The 17530-nt window shown below is 69.3% G+C and carries 16 protein-coding genes; 4 read left to right on the top strand and 12 right to left on the bottom strand.

Going from position 1 to position 17530, the window contains the following annotated elements; translation table 11 throughout:
• The 7 genes from EIZ45_RS33740 to EIZ45_RS33705 all read right to left on the bottom strand — a co-directional run bounded on the left by EIZ45_RS33740 (position 1) and on the right by EIZ45_RS33705 (position 9873).
• Positions 1-1338 (bottom strand): NarK/NasA family nitrate transporter, encoded by a 1338-nt coding sequence (locus EIZ45_RS33740; protein WP_240690911.1) that lies wholly within the window; start codon positions 1336-1338, stop codon positions 1-3.
• Positions 1339-1364: 26 nt separating this feature from the next.
• Entirely contained in the window at positions 1365-2789 is a 1425-nt protein-coding gene (locus EIZ45_RS33735) for an FAD-dependent oxidoreductase (RefSeq protein ID WP_134668933.1), read from the bottom strand.
• On the bottom strand, positions 2786-4822 hold the full coding sequence (locus tag EIZ45_RS33730) for a molybdopterin oxidoreductase family protein (protein ID WP_134668936.1): 2037 nt from the start codon (positions 4820-4822) through the stop codon (positions 2786-2788). Before EIZ45_RS33730 ends, EIZ45_RS33735 begins: the two co-directional genes overlap by 4 nt.
• A gap of 115 nt (positions 4823-4937) precedes the next feature.
• The gene (locus EIZ45_RS33725; RefSeq protein ID WP_043836923.1) at positions 4938-5735 is read right to left on the bottom strand and encodes a TIGR02569 family protein; all 798 of its coding nucleotides are present in this window, start codon (positions 5733-5735) and stop codon (positions 4938-4940) included.
• A 618-nt stretch (positions 5736-6353) separates the two neighbouring features.
• Positions 6354-7535, bottom strand: a complete 1182-nt coding sequence (gene moeZ / locus EIZ45_RS33715) for an adenylyltransferase/sulfurtransferase MoeZ (protein WP_037816386.1) — start codon at positions 7533-7535, stop codon at positions 6354-6356.
• A 98-nt stretch (positions 7536-7633) separates the two neighbouring features.
• Complete coding sequence (locus EIZ45_RS33710) at positions 7634-8806, bottom strand: DUF3152 domain-containing protein (RefSeq protein WP_037815856.1); 1173 nt, start codon at positions 8804-8806, stop codon at positions 7634-7636.
• An 80-nt stretch (positions 8807-8886) separates the two neighbouring features.
• Positions 8887-9873, bottom strand: a complete 987-nt coding sequence (locus tag EIZ45_RS33705; RefSeq protein ID WP_134668940.1) for an alpha/beta hydrolase — start codon at positions 9871-9873, stop codon at positions 8887-8889.
• 108 nt (positions 9874-9981) lie between these two features.
• On the opposite strand from EIZ45_RS33705, the gene EIZ45_RS33700 reads away from it, so the two are divergent.
• Both EIZ45_RS33700 and EIZ45_RS33695 read left to right on the top strand, forming a co-directional pair.
• A complete protein-coding gene (locus tag EIZ45_RS33700; protein ID WP_009072985.1) occupies positions 9982-10605 on the top strand; it encodes a TetR/AcrR family transcriptional regulator in 624 nt (207 codons plus the stop codon).
• A gap of 5 nt (positions 10606-10610) precedes the next feature.
• Positions 10611-11285 carry an alpha/beta fold hydrolase gene (locus tag EIZ45_RS33695; RefSeq protein ID WP_240690912.1) on the top strand — a complete coding sequence of 225 codons (675 nt, stop codon included), beginning with the start codon at positions 10611-10613 and terminating at the stop codon, positions 11283-11285.
• A gap of 1 nt (position 11286) precedes the next feature.
• Here the strand turns inward: EIZ45_RS33695 and EIZ45_RS33690 are convergent, their stop codons facing one another.
• The 3 genes from EIZ45_RS33690 to EIZ45_RS33680 all read right to left on the bottom strand — a co-directional run bounded on the left by EIZ45_RS33690 (position 11287) and on the right by EIZ45_RS33680 (position 14813).
• The gene (locus EIZ45_RS33690) at positions 11287-12867 is read right to left on the bottom strand and encodes a hypothetical protein (protein ID WP_134668943.1); all 1581 of its coding nucleotides are present in this window, start codon (positions 12865-12867) and stop codon (positions 11287-11289) included.
• A 100-nt stretch (positions 12868-12967) separates the two neighbouring features.
• Complete coding sequence (locus tag EIZ45_RS33685; RefSeq protein ID WP_037815858.1) at positions 12968-13870, bottom strand: alpha/beta fold hydrolase; 903 nt, start codon at positions 13868-13870, stop codon at positions 12968-12970.
• A gap of 34 nt (positions 13871-13904) precedes the next feature.
• The gene (locus tag EIZ45_RS33680; protein WP_037816391.1) at positions 13905-14813 is read right to left on the bottom strand and encodes a diiron oxygenase; all 909 of its coding nucleotides are present in this window, start codon (positions 14811-14813) and stop codon (positions 13905-13907) included.
• 116 nt (positions 14814-14929) lie between these two features.
• Between EIZ45_RS33680 and EIZ45_RS33675 the strand changes: the two genes are divergently transcribed.
• Positions 14930-15715, top strand: coding sequence for a TetR/AcrR family transcriptional regulator (locus EIZ45_RS33675; protein WP_037815860.1), 786 nt, complete (start codon positions 14930-14932; stop codon positions 15713-15715).
• Positions 15716-15729: 14 nt separating this feature from the next.
• The gene (locus EIZ45_RS33670; protein WP_134668945.1) at positions 15730-16050 is read left to right on the top strand and encodes a DUF4873 domain-containing protein; all 321 of its coding nucleotides are present in this window, start codon (positions 15730-15732) and stop codon (positions 16048-16050) included.
• A gap of 61 nt (positions 16051-16111) precedes the next feature.
• Here EIZ45_RS33670 and EIZ45_RS33665 read toward each other — a convergent pair whose 3' ends face one another.
• A complete protein-coding gene (locus tag EIZ45_RS33665; protein ID WP_009072973.1) occupies positions 16112-16342 on the bottom strand; it encodes a DUF3107 domain-containing protein in 231 nt (76 codons plus the stop codon).
• Positions 16343-16445: 103 nt separating this feature from the next.
• Entirely contained in the window at positions 16446-17126 is a 681-nt protein-coding gene (locus EIZ45_RS33660) for a ferritin-like fold-containing protein (protein WP_199817816.1), read from the bottom strand.
• Between the last annotated feature and the right edge of the window lie 404 nt (positions 17127-17530).

Below are 17530 nucleotides of genomic sequence, written 5' to 3'. Positions count from 1 at the left end.
TCAGACCTCCGCTCCTGCCAACGCCACCTGCGCGCGCACCGCCGGCTTGCGCAGGTAGCCGAACCACGTCACACCCACGCACACCGCGTAGAAGACCAAGAAGCCGACGAACGCCGGAACGCCGCTGTGCGCGTCAGCGAACGACTGCCGGAACGCGAGGTTGATGAACAACCCGCCCAGCGCACCGATCGCACCGGCCAATCCGATCAACGCACCGGACAGTCGACGCGCGTTGCGCAATTCCGTCGCCTCGTCCGCACCAGCCTGAATCGCTGCTCGCGCCTTGACCTGGAAGATCGCCGGGATCATCTTGTACGTCGATCCGTTGCCGATTCCGGTGAGCACGAACAAAACGATGAACGCGGCGGTAAATGTCGCCAGCGAGTCCGCCGAGGAAGCCAGCACCAGCACCACGGTCGCCAACGCCATCGCGCCGAACGTCGCGAAGGTGACGCGGCCGCCGCCGATGCGGTCTGACAGCCACCCGCCGATCGGCCTCGACAGCGAACCCAGCAGCGGACCGAGGAACGTCACCGCGGCCGCCTGCAACGGTGACCGGCCGAACTGGTTCTGCAGCACCAAACCGAAGGCGAAGCTGTAGCCGATGAAGGAACCGAACGTGCCGACGTACAGCAGCGACATGACCCAGGTGTGTCCATAACGGACTACCTCGCGCATGGCTTTGGTGTCCCCGCGAACGCTGGCCAAGTTGTCCATGAACAACGCGGCGCAGGTGGCGGCGATGACGATCAGGGGAAGGTAGATGTAGAGCACCAATCGCGGCGCGGTCGCACCAGCGGTGCCGATGACGAGAAGTCCGACGAGCTGGATCACCGCGACACCGAGGTTTCCGCCGCCGGCGTTCAACCCGAGTGCCCAGCCCTTGTGCCGTTCGGGATAGAAGGTGTTGATGTTCGTCATCGACGAAGCGAAGTTGCCGCCGCCGACGCCGCCGAGCGCGGCCATCAGCACGAACGTGCCCAGCGAGGTACCCGGGTGCAGCACGATGGCGGTCAGCACGGTCGGAATGAGCAGCAGCACCGCGCTGATGACCGTCCAATTGCGACCGCCGAAGCGCGCCACCGCGAAGGTGTACGGGATCCGCATGATCGCGCCGACCACCGTCGGGGTGGAGACGAGCAGGAATTTGTCCGCCGCGCTGAACCCGTAGGCCGGGCCCATGAACAGCACCACGACCGACCACAGTGTCCAGATCGAGAAGCCGATGTGCTCGGAGAACACGGAAAACCACAGATTGCGCCGGGCGACGCGCTTGCCGGTCGATTCCCAGAACTCGTCGTCCTCGGGATCCCAGTGCTCGATCCAACGGCGGGTCATGGCGTCCTCCTCGTTACGGGGCGCGGTCATTGCGCGGCCAGCCAGTCCGCGACCGCGCCGACCGTGTCGCGGCAGCTGCCGCATCCCGTGGTGGCGCGGGTGGTGCGGGCGAGTGCGGCAGCGTCGGTGGCGCCACCCCGCCAGGCTTCGATCAGCCGGCCTTTGGTCACCGCGTTGCAGCGGCAGATCACTGTGGACGAAGGAAGATCCGCTGGGCTCGCCGCCGTTGGCGCACCTGCGGGCAGCGCACGGCCGAGCAGCACCGCGAGCCGGTCTCCGGGGACCGGCGTGCCTCGGTCGTGCAGCTGCGTCACGGTCGCCGCCGCGTCCGGCAAGCCGAGCAGAATCGCACCGGTCACGCGGTCGCCGCGGACGACGAGCTTGCCGTACCTGCCGCCGGACGGATCGTCGAAGGTCACGACCTCGGCGGCGGCGTCCTCGCTGGTCACCTGCGTTTCGCCGAGCGCGGCGAGGTCGATGCCGCGGGCCTTGAGCCGGGTCACCGTGCGGGTGCCGCGATAGCGCGCCGTGGCGTCTGAGCCGGTGAGCAGGTCCGCGAGCACCGCGGCCTGTTCCCACGCGGGCTGCACCAATCCCGGCGGCGCACCCGGGTGTCGAGCGCAGTCGCCCAGTGCGTGGATCCGGCCGTCGCTGGTCCGGAGTAGATCGTCCACCAGGATTCCGCGGTCCACCTCGAGCCCGGCGGCTTCGGCGAGCGACGTCTCCGGACGCACCCCCGCCGCGACGACCACCAGGTCAGCGGGAACGAAGCTGCCGTCATCGAGTTTGAGCCCGTCTCCGGGCAGGTGCCGGGCGGCCGTCACTTCGAAGCGGAACGTGACGCCGAGCTCCGCTAACCGCCGCGCCAGCACCCGGCCAGCGCCGGAATCCAGCTGCCGTTCCAGCACATGCGGCTGCGGATGCACCACCGTCACGTTCACTCCGCGCCCGGCCAGCCCTCGTGCGGCTTCCAAGCCAAGCAACCCGCCGCCGAGCACCGCGACCGGCGCGCCTGGCCGTGCGGCGTCCACGATGCGCGCGCAGTCGTCCAGCGTGCGGAACGCCACGACCTCCGGTCCGAGTTCGAGCCCTTCGACCGGCGGCAGCCAGGGCGCGGCTCCGGTCGCGAGGACGACCGCGTCGTAAGGGAAATCCTCGTCTTCGGTGCAGACAACCCGGCGCATCGGGTCGATCCGCGTCACCCGCGTTCCGAGCCGCAAATCGACTCGCGTCTGCGCGGCCCACTCGGAATCGTGCAGCCGCACCGTGTCCGGGCTCATCCCGCCAGCGACCACAGTGGACAGCAGCACGCGGTTGTAGGCCGGATGCGCCTCCTCGCCGAGCACGGTCAGCCGTACCCGGTCGCCTTCCGGATCGCGCCGCCGGATCTCGTCCGCGAGCCGGGCTCCGGCCATCCCGTATCCGATGACGACGACGTTCCGCGCGCTCATGCTTCCGCCCTCGCCAACGACACCGCGCACACCTTGAACTCCGGCATCCGGCTCACCGGGTCCAGCGCCGGGTTGGTCACCAGATTCGCCCGCGCCGCACCGGGAAAGTGGAACGGCAGGAAGACGAGGTCCGCCCGCATCGACGGCACACACCGCACCAGCGCGACGGTCTCCCCGCGCCGCGACCGCACCACCGCGTGGTCGCCGTCGGCCAACCCGGACCGCGCCGCGGTATCCGGATGCACCTCGACGAACGCCTCCGGCACGACCGCCGTCAACTCCGCGATCCGGCGAGTCTGCGCACCGGATTGGTAGTGCTGCAAAACTCGTCCAGTCGTTGCCTGCAACGGAAAAACCTCGTCCGGCAGTTCCGCGGGTCCACTGTGGTCAACCTCGGCGAACCGTGCCCGGCCGTCTGGATGCGCGAATCCGTCGAGGAACATTTGCGGCGTGCCCGGGTGTGTCTCGTCCAGCACCGGCCAGTGCAATGCTTCCCCGGAACGCAGCCGTTGGTAAGTCACCCCGGAGTAGTCCGCGGCTCCACCCTTCGACGCGACTCGCAGCTCCTCGAAGACCTCCACCGCGTCGTCCGGAAACCTTTCCGCAGGCTGTCCAATTCGGACCGCGAGATCCCGCAACAGCGACAGATCGCTGCGTACTCCGTCCGGCGGCTCAATCGACCTTTGTCGCAAGAGGACTCGGCCTTCGAGGTTGGTCAACGTGCCCTCCTCTTCGGCCCACTGCGGGACCGGGAACACCACGTCGGCCAGCTCCGCGGTTTCCGAGAGGACAAAGTCCGCCACCACGAGAAGATCCAGTCCGGCCAACCGTTCCTGCACCCGGGACGAGCGCGGAGCCGACACCACCGGATTGCTTCCGAACACCAGCAGGGCCTTGATTGAATCGCCCAGCGCGTCGAGCAGCTCGACGGCGGAACGCCCCGGTCCCGGCAAGCTTTCCGGCTGCACACCCCAAACCTGGGCAACATGCGCACGCGCCGCCGGGTCGTCGATCTTGCGATAGCCCGGCAGCTGATCCGCTTTCTGCCCGTGCTCGCGCCCGCCCTGGCCGTTGCCTTGTCCGGTCAGACACCCGAAGCCAGATCCCGCACGCCCAGGCAAACCGAGTGCGAGGGCGAGATTGATCCACCCGCCGACCGTCGCGGTTCCGGACGCGTGCTGTTCAGTCCCGCGCCCGGTGAGCACATACGCGTTGCCAGCCCGGGCCAGCATTTCCGCGGCCTGCCGCTGGTCGGCGGCCGAGACCCCGGTGACCCGCTCGACCCGTTCCGGCCACCACGTCGCGGCGATACGCCACATTTCGTCGAATCCGGACGTCCGAAGATCCACATAGGACTTGTCCAGGTGTCCTTCGGCGACGACCGCGTGGAGAATTCCCAACGCCAGCGCAAGATCGGTTCCTGGCGCCGGGGCGAGGTGCAGGGCAGCACGCTCGGCGGTCGGCGTGCGGCGCGGGTCGATGACGATCAGTTCCGCGCTTTCCAGGTGCTGCATGAACGGCGGCATCGTCTCGGCCGGGTTCGCCCCGGCGATCAGGACGACGTCCGCGTTCGCAAGATCGGTTACCGGGAACGGGAGCCCGCGGTCCACACCGAACGCGCGCATCCCGGCCGCGGCGGCGGAGGACATGCAGAATCGGCCGTTGTAGTCGATTTGCGACGTTCCGAGCGCGACCCGGGCGAATTTCCCGAGCAGGTAGGCCTTTTCGTTCGTAAGCCCGCCGCCGCCGAACACGGCGACCGAATCCGCACCGTGTTCCCGGCGCGAGGCAAGCAGTCGGTCCGCGACGAAATCCAGTGCCTCGCCCCAGGAAACCGGCTGCAGTTCGCCGTCTCGGCGGAGCAGCGGCGAGGTCAGGCGTGCGCCGGATTCCAGCAGGGCGCCGGCGGTCCAGCCTTTCTGGCACAGGCCGCCCGCGTTGACCGGGAAGTTCCTTGGGGTGACCCGGGTCTCATCCAGGCGCATCCCGCACTGCAGGGCGCAGTACGGGCAATGTGTGTCGACGTGCGGCACAGGCGCTCCTCGGGTCGGCGATGACCCGACGGTAAGGACGCTGTGTTACCTCGACGTGCCGGAATGTTTCGGGCAGTTGACATTGCCCGCCGTCATGGCGGAGGCGCGCAGTGAGTCAGAGGATCGCGCTGACCTCGCGGGCCGCCGCGCGCAGGCCGTCCAACGCGGCGTTCGTGGACCTGGGGTCGAGTGCGTGCGAGGCGAGGCGGAAGAGGATGGCGCGCAGCAGGAGCTGAGGCCATTCGGGGAGGTGGGCCCAGCGCTCCAGGAGAGCTCCGGTCGCGCCGCCCCAGATCAGCGAGTCGACCGCGGCGATCGCGGCACCCCATTCGCCTGGGCGGTAGTACGGGACGAAATCGACTACGCCGGGGGCTTCGTCACCATCGAAGAGCAGGCCGGCCAGGAGTTCGCCGTGCGCGACCTGGTGCGGGAGCTTGATCGGACGGCGAGCCGGGGCGAGGATTTCGAACCAGCGGCCGCCTTTTTCCTCCGACAGCGGGCGGTCTAGTTCTTCCCAGGCGATCCGGTCGGCTACCGCGTCGATGTCGTCGCGGGCGGAGAGGAAGTCCGGCCGGGGGAGGTCGGCGGTTGTCCGGTGGAGGCGTACCGCGGCGAGAACCGCTTCGTCACAGCGGTGTTCGGCGGTGCCGGGGAGGTAGCGCCAGGCTGACCAGTCCCCGACGATCCAGCGGCCGTCTCGTGAGCGGACCGGTTTGGCGATGCGGAGGCCGGGGTCCTCGGCGAAGTCCAGGGCTCGGGCGGTCCAGAGGGCTTGGGAGCGGTCGGTGACGCGTTTGAAGACCACGTCGCCGGCGTGCCAGGTTTCGGAGTCCGGGAGGAGGGTGATGGCGTCGGCGTCGCTGCCGAACGCGTTGCAGACGCGTTCGGAGGGGCGTTCGAGGGTTGACCGCACAAAGGGGGAGGTTACCCCGGGGGTGGTCGGATTATGGGGGAGACTCGCTGGTCCTCTGTCGGCTCGTCGCCTGGCGGCGACATTGCTTTTTTGAGGGTGCGGTGGGCACCCCGAAGCTTGATTGTGCTGACGGTCTGAGGGTGCTTGTCAAGGCGGGAAAGATGCCTTGACAAGCACCCTCAGACCGCAGGAGAGCTTCGTATCGGGGTGCGGGGGAGGGCTGGGTGCCTCGCTCGTTGGGTGCATCGGCGGCGGTTTCTCGTGATGTGGGGCTTGCGCCCCAATGTGGCATTGGGTGCATGCGACGCACCCAATGTGGCGTTCGGTGCGCGGGACGCACCCAATGCCGCATTGGGGCAGCATCCCGAGCAGGCGCGCGGCAAGCAGCGGGCGGACACGGGCACGCTCCGCGTGCGAGAGCGAGCGGGCGCGCCGTGAAGGGCTCCTTGAGGGAATCCAAGTCCGTGAAGGGGTCCCTCACGGACCATCGCGAGTCGTGAGGGGAACCCCCAGGGAATCAGATTCCCTCAGGGTGGCCCTCACGTACGCCAACAAGCCGTGAAGGGCTCCTTCAGGGAATCTAAGTCCCTCAAGGAGCCCTTCACGGCCAAACGGTGCTCAGTAAGTCGGCAGGCTCGGGTCGATCTGCCGTGCCCAGGCCAGGACTCCGCCGCCTAGGTGGGTGGCGTCCTTGAAGCCTGCTGCGTGCAGCGCGGCCAGTGCCTCGGCCGAGCGGGCGCCGGACTTGCAGTGCAGGACGATGGGCTTGTCCTGCGGCAACTCCGCCAATGCCTCGCCGGACAGGATGCGGTCCTTCGGGATCAGCGTGGCGCCCTTGATGTTGACGATCTCGTACTCGTGCGGTTCGCGGACGTCGATCAGGGCGAAGTCCTCGCCCGCGTCGAACTTGGCCTTCAGTTCCGCCGGGGTCAGCGTGCTGCCCGAGGCGGCCGAGGCGGCTTCGTCCGACACGACGCCGCAGAAGGCTTCGTAGTCGATCAGTTCGGTGATCTTCGGGGTCTCCGGGTCCTTGCGGATCTTGACCTCGCGGTACTTCATCTCCAGCGCGTCATAGGAGATCAACCGTCCGAGGAGCGGCTCTCCGATGCCGGTGATGAGCTTGATCGCCTCGGTCACCATGATCGAGCCGATCGACGCGCACAGCACGCCCAGTACGCCGCCTTCGGAGCAGGACGGGACCATGCCGGGGGGCGGCGGCTCGGGGTAGAGGTCCCGGTAGTTGAGGCCCTTGCCGTTCGGGGCGTCCTCCCAGAAGACGCTCACCTGGCCTTCGAACCGGAAGATCGAACCCCACACGTACGGCTTGCCGGCCAGCACCGCCGCGTCGTTGACCAGGTAGCGCGTGGCGAAGTTGTCCGTGCCGTCGAGGATCAGGTCGTACTGGTTGAAGATCTCCAGCGCGTTCGCCGATTCCAGGCGCTCGGTGTGCAGGTGCACCTTCACCAGCGGGTTGATCTCGGCGATCGATTCCTGCGCCGACGCGGCCTTGAGCTTGCCGAGGTCGGACTGGCCGTGGATCACCTGGCGCTGCAGGTTGGATTCGTCGACGACGTCGAAGTCGATGATGCCGAGCGTGCCCACGCCGGCGGCCGCCAGGTACAGCAGCGCCGGACTTCCGAGGCCGCCCGCACCGATGACCAGGACCTTCGCGTTCTTCAACCGCTTCTGCCCGACCACCCCGACGTCCGGGATGATCAGGTGACGGCTGTACCGGGCCACCTCTTCCTTGGTGAGCTCGGCTGCCGGCTCGACGAGCGGCGGCAGTGCCGTGTCTGACATCGGGTCCTCCATACTCGCGCGGGTCGCGTAGTCGATCCCAGTATGTTCAACGCCCGCCCGCAAGGGAGACTTCCCTGCTCTCAGATCGTGGGACGTTGTTACTGGCCCGGCGGGGTCGGGTTCGGCCACGCGTTCGGCTTGCACACGCGATGGTCCGCCGCGACCTTGCCCTTGTCGCCGCCGGGGATGTTGTTGAGCATCGCGACGTAGTCGTCGGCGACGCCGAACGACTGCTGCATCATCACCGGAGCCGGCTGGTCGTTTCCGGGGCAGCCCACGTGATTGTTGCCCAGCGCGTGCCCGACCTCGTGGTTGATGGCGTACTGCCGGTACCCGGTCATGTCGGACATGTAGACCTTCGCGCCGCGCACCCAGCGGGACAGGTTGATCAGCACCCGGCCCATGCTGCGCCGGTAGCACGAGGCCTCGAATTTGATCTGGAACCCGCACGCGTCCGGCCGGTGCGTGGTGTCCGGCGTGGTGAGGCTCACCCGGAAACTCGGGTTCGGATAGCTCGCGTCGACCCGCTGCAACCGGATCTCGCCGTTCCAGGTCCAGCTGCGCGGATCGGACAAAATGCCCTGCACCGCGGTGCCGAAGCTGTCGTCGCCCGCGTAGCTCGACGGATCGATGCCGTCCTCGACCTCGACGGTGTAGGTGTAGAGCTTTCCGCCCTTGCCCACGACGTCGCTGGACCCCGGCACGACGTGCCAGGTGCCCTTGCCGGTCTGCGTGAAGGGTCCGCCGGCGGGCAGGTCCGCGGTGGGCACGTTGAGGTTCACCGGCTGCGCGGGGTTCTCCGGGATGCCGCCGCCACCGTCGATCGCGCCCGAGGACGTGTCGCCGGACGCGACCTCGCCGCTGCTGCCCGCGACCCCGGCGTCGGACGGGCCGGAGGCGGTGTTGACCGCGACCAGCACGGTGATCACGGCCAGGATCGGCAGCGCGTACACGCGCCAGCCGTAGGTCTTCACGAACCGCGCGAACGGCGACTGCTTCTTTTTCGGCGCCGGGCGCTTCTCGGAGCCGCCGTCCTTGGGTTTCCAGGAGGCGGCGAGCGGCTCGGCGCTGGTGCGGCGCCCGCCCGGCCGGTACCGGTCGTCGCCCACACGCTGGGCGGGCTTGCGCGCGGGCCGGTACTGGCCGACGCGCGGAGAGTCGGCCTCCGCATCGCCGGAGCCCGCCGACCCCGAGGACGCTGAACGCCGGGCCGACCCGGCGGTCGGGCCCCGCCGGTCCTTCGCTCGCGCGTCCTGCTTCAGCCGGTCCACCGACCCAGGGTGCCACACGACGGCGACCTTCCCGGCAGCGACTGGCGGGCTCCCCGGCGATCCGCGGTCCCCCGTCCGGGCTACCAGGAGCCCTTGTCCGCGCCCTCCCACAGACCCAGCACGGCCTTGGCCACCACCTGCGGACGTTCCATCTGCGCAACGTGTCCGGTGCGCGGGAGGACCAGCATCCGGGCGTGCGGAATCGTCTGCGCGGTCCGCAGCGCGCGCTTGACCGAGATCACCCGGTCGTGGAGTCCCCAGACGACCAGCGTCGGGGCCTGGACCTGTTTGGCGACCGACCACAGCGACGCGGCGCCGAGCGCGGTCCAGCGCCGGAAGATGCCGAACGTGCTGCGCTCCATCGCGGCCAGTGCCCACGGGAACCCGGCGCGCGCGGCGTGCTCCTCGACCAGTTCGTCCAACCGGGCGTCCGGGAAGCGGGACGGATCGTGGAAGCACAGCTTGATCACCTGCGCGGCGCGTTCGCGGGCGGTCATCCCGGCCATCCGGCGGCGCACCCGCGCCCCGACCACCGGGAGGTAGGCCAGCGCCATCAGCGGATCGGACAGCCGGCGCGGGTCCGGGCGGCGGTCCGGCATCGCCGGGGAAATCAGGGTGAGAGTTCTCACCAGCTCCGGCCGCCGCGCCGCGACCAGCAGCGAGATCGCGCCGCCCATCGAGTTGCCGAGCAGGTGCACCGGCTCGCCGAGCCGTTCCAGCCTGCTCGCGATGACGTCGGCGTGGTCGTCGAGGCTGTAGGCGAATCCTTCCGCGGGCTCCGAATAGCCGAATCCGGGCAGGTCAACGGCCTGTCCGGACGCGGTCGGGGCGAGCAGCGCGGCGAGGTCGGTCCAGTTCGTGGACGACCCGCCGAGCCCGTGCACGTACACCGCGGGCGTGCCGTCCGGACCGGGCGTGTGCCGGATGTGGAGGCCGTCCTCGACCGTTCCCGGCCAGGCAGGCAGCGCCCCGTCGAGCGGCGGAAGGGGCGTAGTCGACAATGGCACCTGGGTCACCGGCGGGCGGACCGCCGCCGCGGCGGTGGGGCGGGAGGTCGTGGTGGTCACCGGTCCAGGATGCCTGACCCTTGGCATTTCGGGCGTACCCACGGGTAATGTCAGATTCACTTCACGCGGTGGTGAACCCGCCCGGCGAAGGCTGCGGACGGAGGAAGAATGACGGAGATGGCGCGACTGCAACGAGGCGTCCGGTTGCCCCGGACGGAGCGCCGGGCCCAGTTGCTGACGGCCGCGCAGCGCGTCTTCGCCGAGCACGGCTACCACGCGGCGGCGATGGACGAGATCGCCGAGGAGGCCGGGGTCAGCAAACCGGTCCTCTACCAGCACTTCCCCGGCAAGCTCGACCTGTACATCGCGCTGCTGGAAAGCCACGTCGACGACCTCGTCGGCCGCGTGCAGGGCGCGCTGAACTCCACCACGGACAACCGCCAGCGCGTCCCGGCCACGGTCGGGGCGTTCTTCGACTTCGTGAACAACGACGCCGGCGCGTTCCGCATGGTCTTCGAATCCGACCTCCGCGGCGAGCCCGCCGTGCAGGAGGCGGTGGACCGCGCGACCTCGGCGAGCGTCGAGGCCATCACCGAGACGATCACCTCCGACGCCGGGCTGGACGAGGAGAAGGCCCGTCTGCTGGCGGTCGGCCTGGTCGGGATGAGCCAGGTCAGCGCGCGCTACTGGCTGCAGCACAACCAGTCGATGAGCCGCGAGGACGCGGTGGCGCTCACCGCGAACCTCGCGTGGCGCGGCATCGGCGGCGGTTTCCCGCTCAAGGACAACTGACGCCCGTGCGCGTGGTCGCGGTGCCGGGCACGTTGTGCAGCCCGCTGATCTACGCACCGCTGGCGGCCGCGCTGCCCGGCGGACTGGACGCGGTCGGCTGGATGACCGCACCGGGTCCGTGGCGGATCGAGGACATCGCGGCGCGCGTCGCCGACCGCATCGAACAGCACGGCGGCCCGGTCACCGTGATCGGGCACTCCACGGGCGGCTGCGTCGCGGCGACGGTCGCGGCCACCCGGCCGGACCTGGTTTCCGCGCTGCTGCTCGCGAACACCGGCGCGCACATGCGCGGTCACGGCGACGTCGACCGGATCCTCGCCACGATCGCCACCGAATGGGGTCCCGACCTGCACGCAGCCGTCCTCGACCGGTCCTTCGCCGCCCCGCTGCCGCCGGATCTGCGCGCTCAACTGCTCGACTACGCCGCCCGCGTCCCGGCCGAAGCCGCGCTGGAAGTCCTGACGAGCCAACGGGATCTGGACCTCACGCCGCGGCTCGCGGCGATCCGCTGTCCGGTCACGGTGCTGCACGGAATCCACGACCGCGCCCGCACGCTCGCGGACGCCCAGCACCTCGTCGACCACCTGCCGGACAGCGAACTCGTCACCGTCGAGACCGGGCACTCGCCGATCTGGGAGGACGTCCCGGCCACCGTCGCCGCGCTCGAACGGCTCCGCTAGTTCATTCGCGCGGTTTTCGCTGGCGGGGCACCGATCTCGCCGCTCCGGGCAGTTCGACCAGCAGCTGTTCGAGATGGTCCGGCAGCGCGCCGTGCGGATCGGTCAGCCAGGCGTCGGCTTTGCTTCGCCGCGACGGTTGTTCGCTGTCTGACAACAAGGCGACGTAACAGCCGTAGTCGATGGCGAACCCGTCGTAGAGCGTTCCCGGCCGCTTGCGGTTGACGATCCCGCGCCGTACCAGGTGAACGAGCCGGGCGTCGTGCAGATCGCGCATGGTCTCGTCGTGTGCGCCGCTGGCGTGCTCGAGCAGGAAAGTACGCGAGCGGCGCCGGCCGACCACCTCGTCCACCAGCCAGCGAAGCGTCGTCAAGGCCGGTTCGTTCCCCGCGATGGCGGCGTATTTGTCGCGCAGGTACCAATCTTGCGCGGCCTGCCGGACGTGCCGGATCCCGATCGTCGCGGTATTCGCGTGCTGCGCGGCCAGCGCGGCGATGTTGATCGCGTCGCGGGGCACGCCCTCGGCCGCGCGCACGAGTTCGGGAAACGCGGTGCGGCTGAACGCCGTGGCCACGAATTCCGCCGGGTCGTCGGTCATCGGCATCCGCGGTCGTACGTGATTGAGGAAGAGTTCGGCGAAAAACTGTCTCGACTGGGTCCGGCCGTGGTCGAACAGGAGCACGTCGTCGAAGCTGACCGCGGAGGCCGCGTCCGCGCCGACCTCGATGCCGACGTAATCGCCGTCGCAGCCCGGTTCGCGGAACCGGGACCGGCGTTCGATCGCCGCGATCTTGACCGTCGTCCCGCGCGTCGGCAGCACGCTGCGGCGCAGCAGATCCGCCAGCAACGGTTGCAGCTCAAGGGGAATCGAGCTCCACTCGTCCAGCAGCAGCCATAGCCGGGCCGGTGCCAACGCGGCCGTGACCCGGGCCAGCGCCCGGCTGAGCGGCCCGAAAATGACCTGATGATGCTCGGTTCCGGTGCGCCGCAGGCGATCCGAGGCCGTCACCGATTGCCGGCTGCTGCCCGACATCGTCACCCGACCGCGTGGACCGCCCGGCCCCCAGGACGCCGAAGCATCGGCGCTGGTCGCCTGCTCCGCCGAACCGCCGACAGTCGTCTCCCGCTCGACATTGCCGACGACCTCGACCGTCGTCGCCGCCTCGGTCAGCTCGTCGAGGCCCTGCAGCAAGCCTCCTTGATCGGACACCTGCGTCTCGATCGCCGTGGTCAGCAGCTGTTCGTGCACCGCTTCCAGCGTGTCGACCAGCAGCTGCGTGCCTCGAAGCGACACCGGCAGCTGCTGATTCGCATACAGTCCGCTGGTGGACCCGATCGTGCGGAGATCCAGGTACACCGCGACATCGTGCGTTTCCTCGACCAGATCGGCCAGATACAGCAAGGCGTGCGTTTTCCCGGTGCCGCGGCGGCCGTAAAAGATCTGGTGGTCAGCCGAATGCAGCATCGCCGAAAACGACCCGGCCACCACGAAGGTCTTGGCCAGCGTGTGCCGGTCCACGCTCTCCGCCCGCCGGGAAATCGCCATCAGGCTGCGGTTGACGTGCGCGCTCAGCGGCTGCCCCATGCACCCGTCCTGTCTGTCGGCGACATCCCAGCCACCCAGCGTGACAGCGCCGGGCGGCCGGGAACAGCCGACAGACAGGTACGAGCGCGAACGCGAAGGGTCACGAAACCCGCAGCAGCGCCCCGATGCGTTTCGCGACCTCGCCCGCCCGCTCCTGCGGCAACATGTGCCCGGCACCGGGAAAACGGACAAACTCCGCGTCCGGCAGCTCGTCCGCGATCACTTTCGCGTGCGGCAGCGGGCAAAGCCGGTCCTTCTCCCCCGCCAGCACCACGGACGGCGTACCGCGCAAGGTCGCCAGCGCGACGCGGCGGTCGTGCGTCGAAATCGCGTCCTGGAACGCGCCCAGGCTCGCCGGATGCGCGCACAACAGCTGATCCGCGACCAGCCGCAGGTCCGCGCGGCGCGGATGCTCCCCGAACACGAGGAACCGCGCGCCCGAACGCACCATCGCCGGGCTCAACGGCAGCCGCTCGCCCTTGCGGTGCGACAACGCTTTCGCCAGCCTGCGCTCGAACCGCGCGGAGAACTGGCCCGCCATTCCGGGCAGCCCCAACGTGATCCGGTCCATCTGCCCCGAGGACGTCGCCACGAACGCCGCACCGACCACCCGGTCCCGGACCAGTTCCGGATGCCGTTCGGCCAGCGCCATCATGGTCATGCCGCCCATCGAATGCCCGGCGAGCACCAGCGGACCCGACGGCACGCGCGCGGCGATCAGCTCGGCCAGATCGTCGGCCAGCCGCGGAATCGTGCCGGTTTCCTTGGTCGCGGGCGCGGAACCGCCGTGCCCGCGCAGGTCGTAGCGCAGCGTCCGGACGCCGGGGCCGAGGTGGTCCATGACGCCGTCCCACGTGCGGTGGTCCTGCGTCCAGCCGTGCACCAGCACGAGCGTCACCGCGGCATCGGCCGGGCCGCTCAGTTCGACGTGCAGCGCACAGCCGTCACTGGTCACGAACCGGTGCTCACGAGCCGGATTGCGCAGCCGCTCGACGGTAGTCATTTCGCCTCCGCGGGAAAAAGTACGTCGGCGGTAGTCATTTGCCCTCCGGCAACAGGAAAGACTTGCGCCAGAACGGTTTCCCTGGCAACCCGACCAGACCGGACTCCTGCAGGAACGGCATGATCTTCTCCCCGGCCCACGCGATCGTCGCGCGCCAGTGCGGGTTGTTCAGCGCCGTCTCGACGCCCTCGCGCGGCCGGATCCCGACCGCCTTGTAGACGTTCGGGTTGATGAACGCCCGCGTCACGAAGTACGAGATCAGCGCGATGCTGAACTGCTGGTAGGCGACCTCCGCGCGGCCGAGTTTCGCCATGCCGCGGGTGACTTCCTCGCGGGCGAAGGTGACGTGCCGCGCCTCCTCCAGCACGTGGATCCGGTTGACCATCCGGACCAGCGGCTGGATCTGGTCGTCGTTCATCTGCTCGCGCTGCAGCCGGTCGAGCACCTCCTCGGCGACCAGGATCGCGCCGTAGCGCGCCGGGCCGTAGGAAATGGTCGGCATCAGCTTCGCGAACTGCCGCAGCACCGGCACCGGACCGTAGGTCGGGCAGCCGATCCGCGCGGACATCCGGGCGAACATCGTGGAGTGCCGGCACTCGTCGGCGATCTCGGTGAGCGCGAACTGCGCGTGCGCCGTCGTCGGGTCCTGTGCGTAGACCTCCTTGAGCAGCATCTGCATCAGGAGGATCTCGAACCACAGCCCGGTGGTCGCGATGCTGGCCATCTCGTGCTTGCCCAGCTCGATCCGCTGTTCCGGGCTCAGCCGGTCCCACAGCGGGGTGCCGTAGAGCGACGAGCGCTCCGGCAGGATGTACCGCTTGCCCTCGACCAGCGGCGCGTCCCAGTCGATGTCGACGTCCGGGTCGTAGAACTTGTTCGCCGCCGACTTCAGCAACCGCTGTGCCGTCGCCTCCCGGTCGGTCACCTTGAGCGTCCGCGTCATCATCAGCCCCTTCCAGCGCCTGACTCGCCGTTGAATCGAGAAGCCGCGTCCCGCCTGCTCCCACGGACTCTGTGGCCTAGAACATGTAACCTGTGGTAACAGTTACCTCTGGTAGCATGACCGCCGTGATCGAACGTGTCAAGCGCTCCAGCAAGCAGTCCGGCAAGCAGGCGGCCGACACCGAAACGAGCACCGGGGACGCGCGCCGCGATCGCTGGCGCAAGCACCGCATCGCCCGTCGCGCGGAGTTCGTCGAAGCGGCTCTGCGCGCGCTCGACGCGCACGGCCCGGACCTCGGCATGGAGGACGTCGCCGCGGAAGCGGGCGTCACGAAACCCGTGCTGTACCGGCATTTCGAGGACAAGGCCGACCTGTACGTCGCACTCGGCCAGCGCGGCACGGAGATCCTTTTCGAACGGCTGATCCCGGCGATCAACGCGGAACTCGCGCCGGTGCCGCGGATCCGGATGGCGCTCGACGCGTTCTTCGGCGTCATCGAGGAACACCCGAACCTGTACCGCTTGCTGGCACACGGCGGACTGCCGGGCAAAACCACCGATTCGGACGTCGTCGCGGAGGACAAGGAGGTCATCGCGACCGCGCTGACCGCCCTGCTCGGCGACTACATGCGGATGTTCAACATGGACTCCGGCGCGGCCGAACCGTGGGCGCACGGCATCGTCGGGATGGTCCAGAGCACCGGCGAATGGTGGCTGGACCGGCGCTCGATGGGCCGCGATTCGGTGGTCGAGTACCTCACCCAGATCATCTGGGCGGCGATCGACGGGCTCACCCGCCAGCAAGGCGTGGTGATCGACCCGAACCTGCCGCTCGAGGAGAACAAGGTCGTCCAGCTCGGACGCACCGAGAACGACACCGCCGCCGGCGACGAGGCCGGCTGACGAGAGGACCCCGGATGAGCGACGAAGACGGCTACACGGGCTCGGCGACGCTGGTCGTCGACGGCGCGGAGATCGCCGCGGACCTCGACCTGCGCGGCTATTTCCAGCCGATCGACGGGTACTACCACTGGTACGGCCGCGTCGCCGCGAACCCGAAGCTGGCCGAGGCGGTCGGCGGGCGCAAGAAGGCGTGCGAGGTGCGGGTCGGCGAGCACACGGCCGAGGGCGAGCTGTCCGATCCGGATCCGTGGGGCCGCTACCGGCTCACCGGCACGTCCACGCCCCCGTTCTCAGTCCCGAAAACACTGGCCGAGGTCGAGGAAGCAACGGCCTGACCACGAAAAAGGCCGCTCCGGAAGCTGTGCTCCGGAGCGGCCTTTCGCGTGTACGGCTGAATCAGTCGCCGACGCCGAACCCGACCTTGCGGACGTCGGACGGGGCGATCTCGACGTACGCGATGCGGTCGGACGGGACCAGGTACTTGCGGCCCTTCTCGTCGTTGAGGCGGAAGAGCCCGTCACCGGCCGTCAGCGCCTCGGCGACCAGCTTCTCCACCTCTTCGGGAGTCTGGCCACTGGACACCACCAGCTCGCGCGGCGTGTCCTTGATGCCGATCTTGACCTCCACGTGGGACCTCCGCTGGAAACTCGTTGTGACTACGCCCGGCAAGGCTAACCGAAGCGGGCCGCCGCGGTGGCGCGCGACCAGCAGGTGATTCGCGACCACTCGCTCAGCCCAGCCCCAGCGCCTGCATGCGCTTGGTGTGCCCTTGCTGCAACCGGCGGAACAGCGCGCCGATTCCCGCGAGATCGCCGGACCCGGCGACGATCAGTTCGGCCAGGCCATCGCGCTCGGCCACCACGTACTGGGCCTGGGTGAGCGCCTCGCCGAGCAGCCGGCGGCCCCACAGCGCGAGCTTGTCGCGGGCCTTCGGATCGGCCTTGATCCCGGCGGCGACTTCGCGTTCGGCGAACGCGGAGTGCCCGGTGTCGGCGAGCACGGTCAGCACCAGGTCCTTGGTCTCCGGATCGAGCCAGTTCGCGATCTCGCGGTAGAGATCGGCCGCGAGCCCGTCCCCGACATACGCCTTGACCAGCGACTCCAGCCACGACTTCGGCCGGGTGGAGCCGTGCCAGGCGTCCACTTGCGACACGAACGGGGCCATCGCGTCCTCGACCGCGACGCCGTTCGCCGCGAGATGCTTCGTCAGCAGGTCGAGGTGCCCGATCTCAGCGGCCGCCATCGAGGCGAGCGCGGCGCGGCCGGCCAGCGTCGGCGCGCTGCGGGCGTCCTCGGCCATCCGGTCGAACGCGGACAGTTCGAGGTAGGCGATCACGCCGAGCAGGTCGACGACGCCTTCGCTGATCGCGGGCGGGGAGGTTGCGGGCGCGGCTTCGGCGGGGTCGGTCACGGCGACGAGGGTATCGCCGAACCGCAGGCCCGCGCCGCGAAGAGACCGATCCCACGCCGCGCCGCCCGCTCCCGGTATTCCCCGGAAAACACCTGACCAGGTACAGTGGGGTCGGATAAACAGAGCTTCGCCGCACCGGATCGCCCTTTTTCGAGGGCCCCGACAGCGGCGGGAACCAGGCGAACGGCCGGTGCCACCAGGGCGGCCGGGGTTCGCCGCAAGTGTGCGTGCACGCCTCCTAGCGGCATTCCCGGGAGGGCGGCTCCGGCGCCACAGGCCTCCGCAGACGAGGCCGCGGCGTGAGTCAGGCCCCCGGTCGAGTGTCGAGTGACAACCGGCCTGTGCGCGCTGGTCACGAGAGAGGCGATCACCCTGACCGCAGAACAGTCCACAACCGAACAGAC

The organism is Amycolatopsis sp. CFH S0740, assembly GCF_004522315.1.
Taxonomy (GTDB): Bacteria; Actinomycetota; Actinomycetes; order Mycobacteriales; family Pseudonocardiaceae; genus Amycolatopsis; species Amycolatopsis nivea.
The sequence above is the reverse complement of the archived record's forward strand: the minus strand, read 5'-3'. Positions and strand labels throughout refer to the sequence as shown.

Excerpts from the sequence above, each read along its gene's own strand:
- EIZ45_RS33740 (WP_240690911.1), bottom strand. The coding sequence starts at position 1,338 with ATGACCCGCCGTTGGATCGAGCACTGGGATCCCGAGGACGACGAGTTC.
- EIZ45_RS33675 (WP_037815860.1), top strand. The coding sequence starts at position 14,930 with ATGACCGCCGTGATCGAACGTGTCAAGCGCTCCAGCAAGCAGTCCGGC.
- EIZ45_RS33680 (WP_037816391.1), bottom strand. The coding sequence starts at position 14,813 with ATGACGCGGACGCTCAAGGTGACCGACCGGGAGGCGACGGCACAGCGG.
- moeZ (WP_037816386.1), bottom strand. The coding sequence starts at position 7,535 with ATGTCAGACACGGCACTGCCGCCGCTCGTCGAGCCGGCAGCCGAGCTC.
- EIZ45_RS33690 (WP_134668943.1), bottom strand. The coding sequence starts at position 12,867 with ATGGGGCAGCCGCTGAGCGCGCACGTCAACCGCAGCCTGATGGCGATT.
- EIZ45_RS33685 (WP_037815858.1), bottom strand. The coding sequence starts at position 13,870 with ATGACTACCGTCGAGCGGCTGCGCAATCCGGCTCGTGAGCACCGGTTC.
- EIZ45_RS33700 (WP_009072985.1), top strand. The coding sequence starts at position 9,982 with ATGACGGAGATGGCGCGACTGCAACGAGGCGTCCGGTTGCCCCGGACG.
- EIZ45_RS33735 (WP_134668933.1), bottom strand. The coding sequence starts at position 2,789 with ATGAGCGCGCGGAACGTCGTCGTCATCGGATACGGGATGGCCGGAGCC.
- EIZ45_RS33670 (WP_134668945.1), top strand. The coding sequence starts at position 15,730 with ATGAGCGACGAAGACGGCTACACGGGCTCGGCGACGCTGGTCGTCGAC.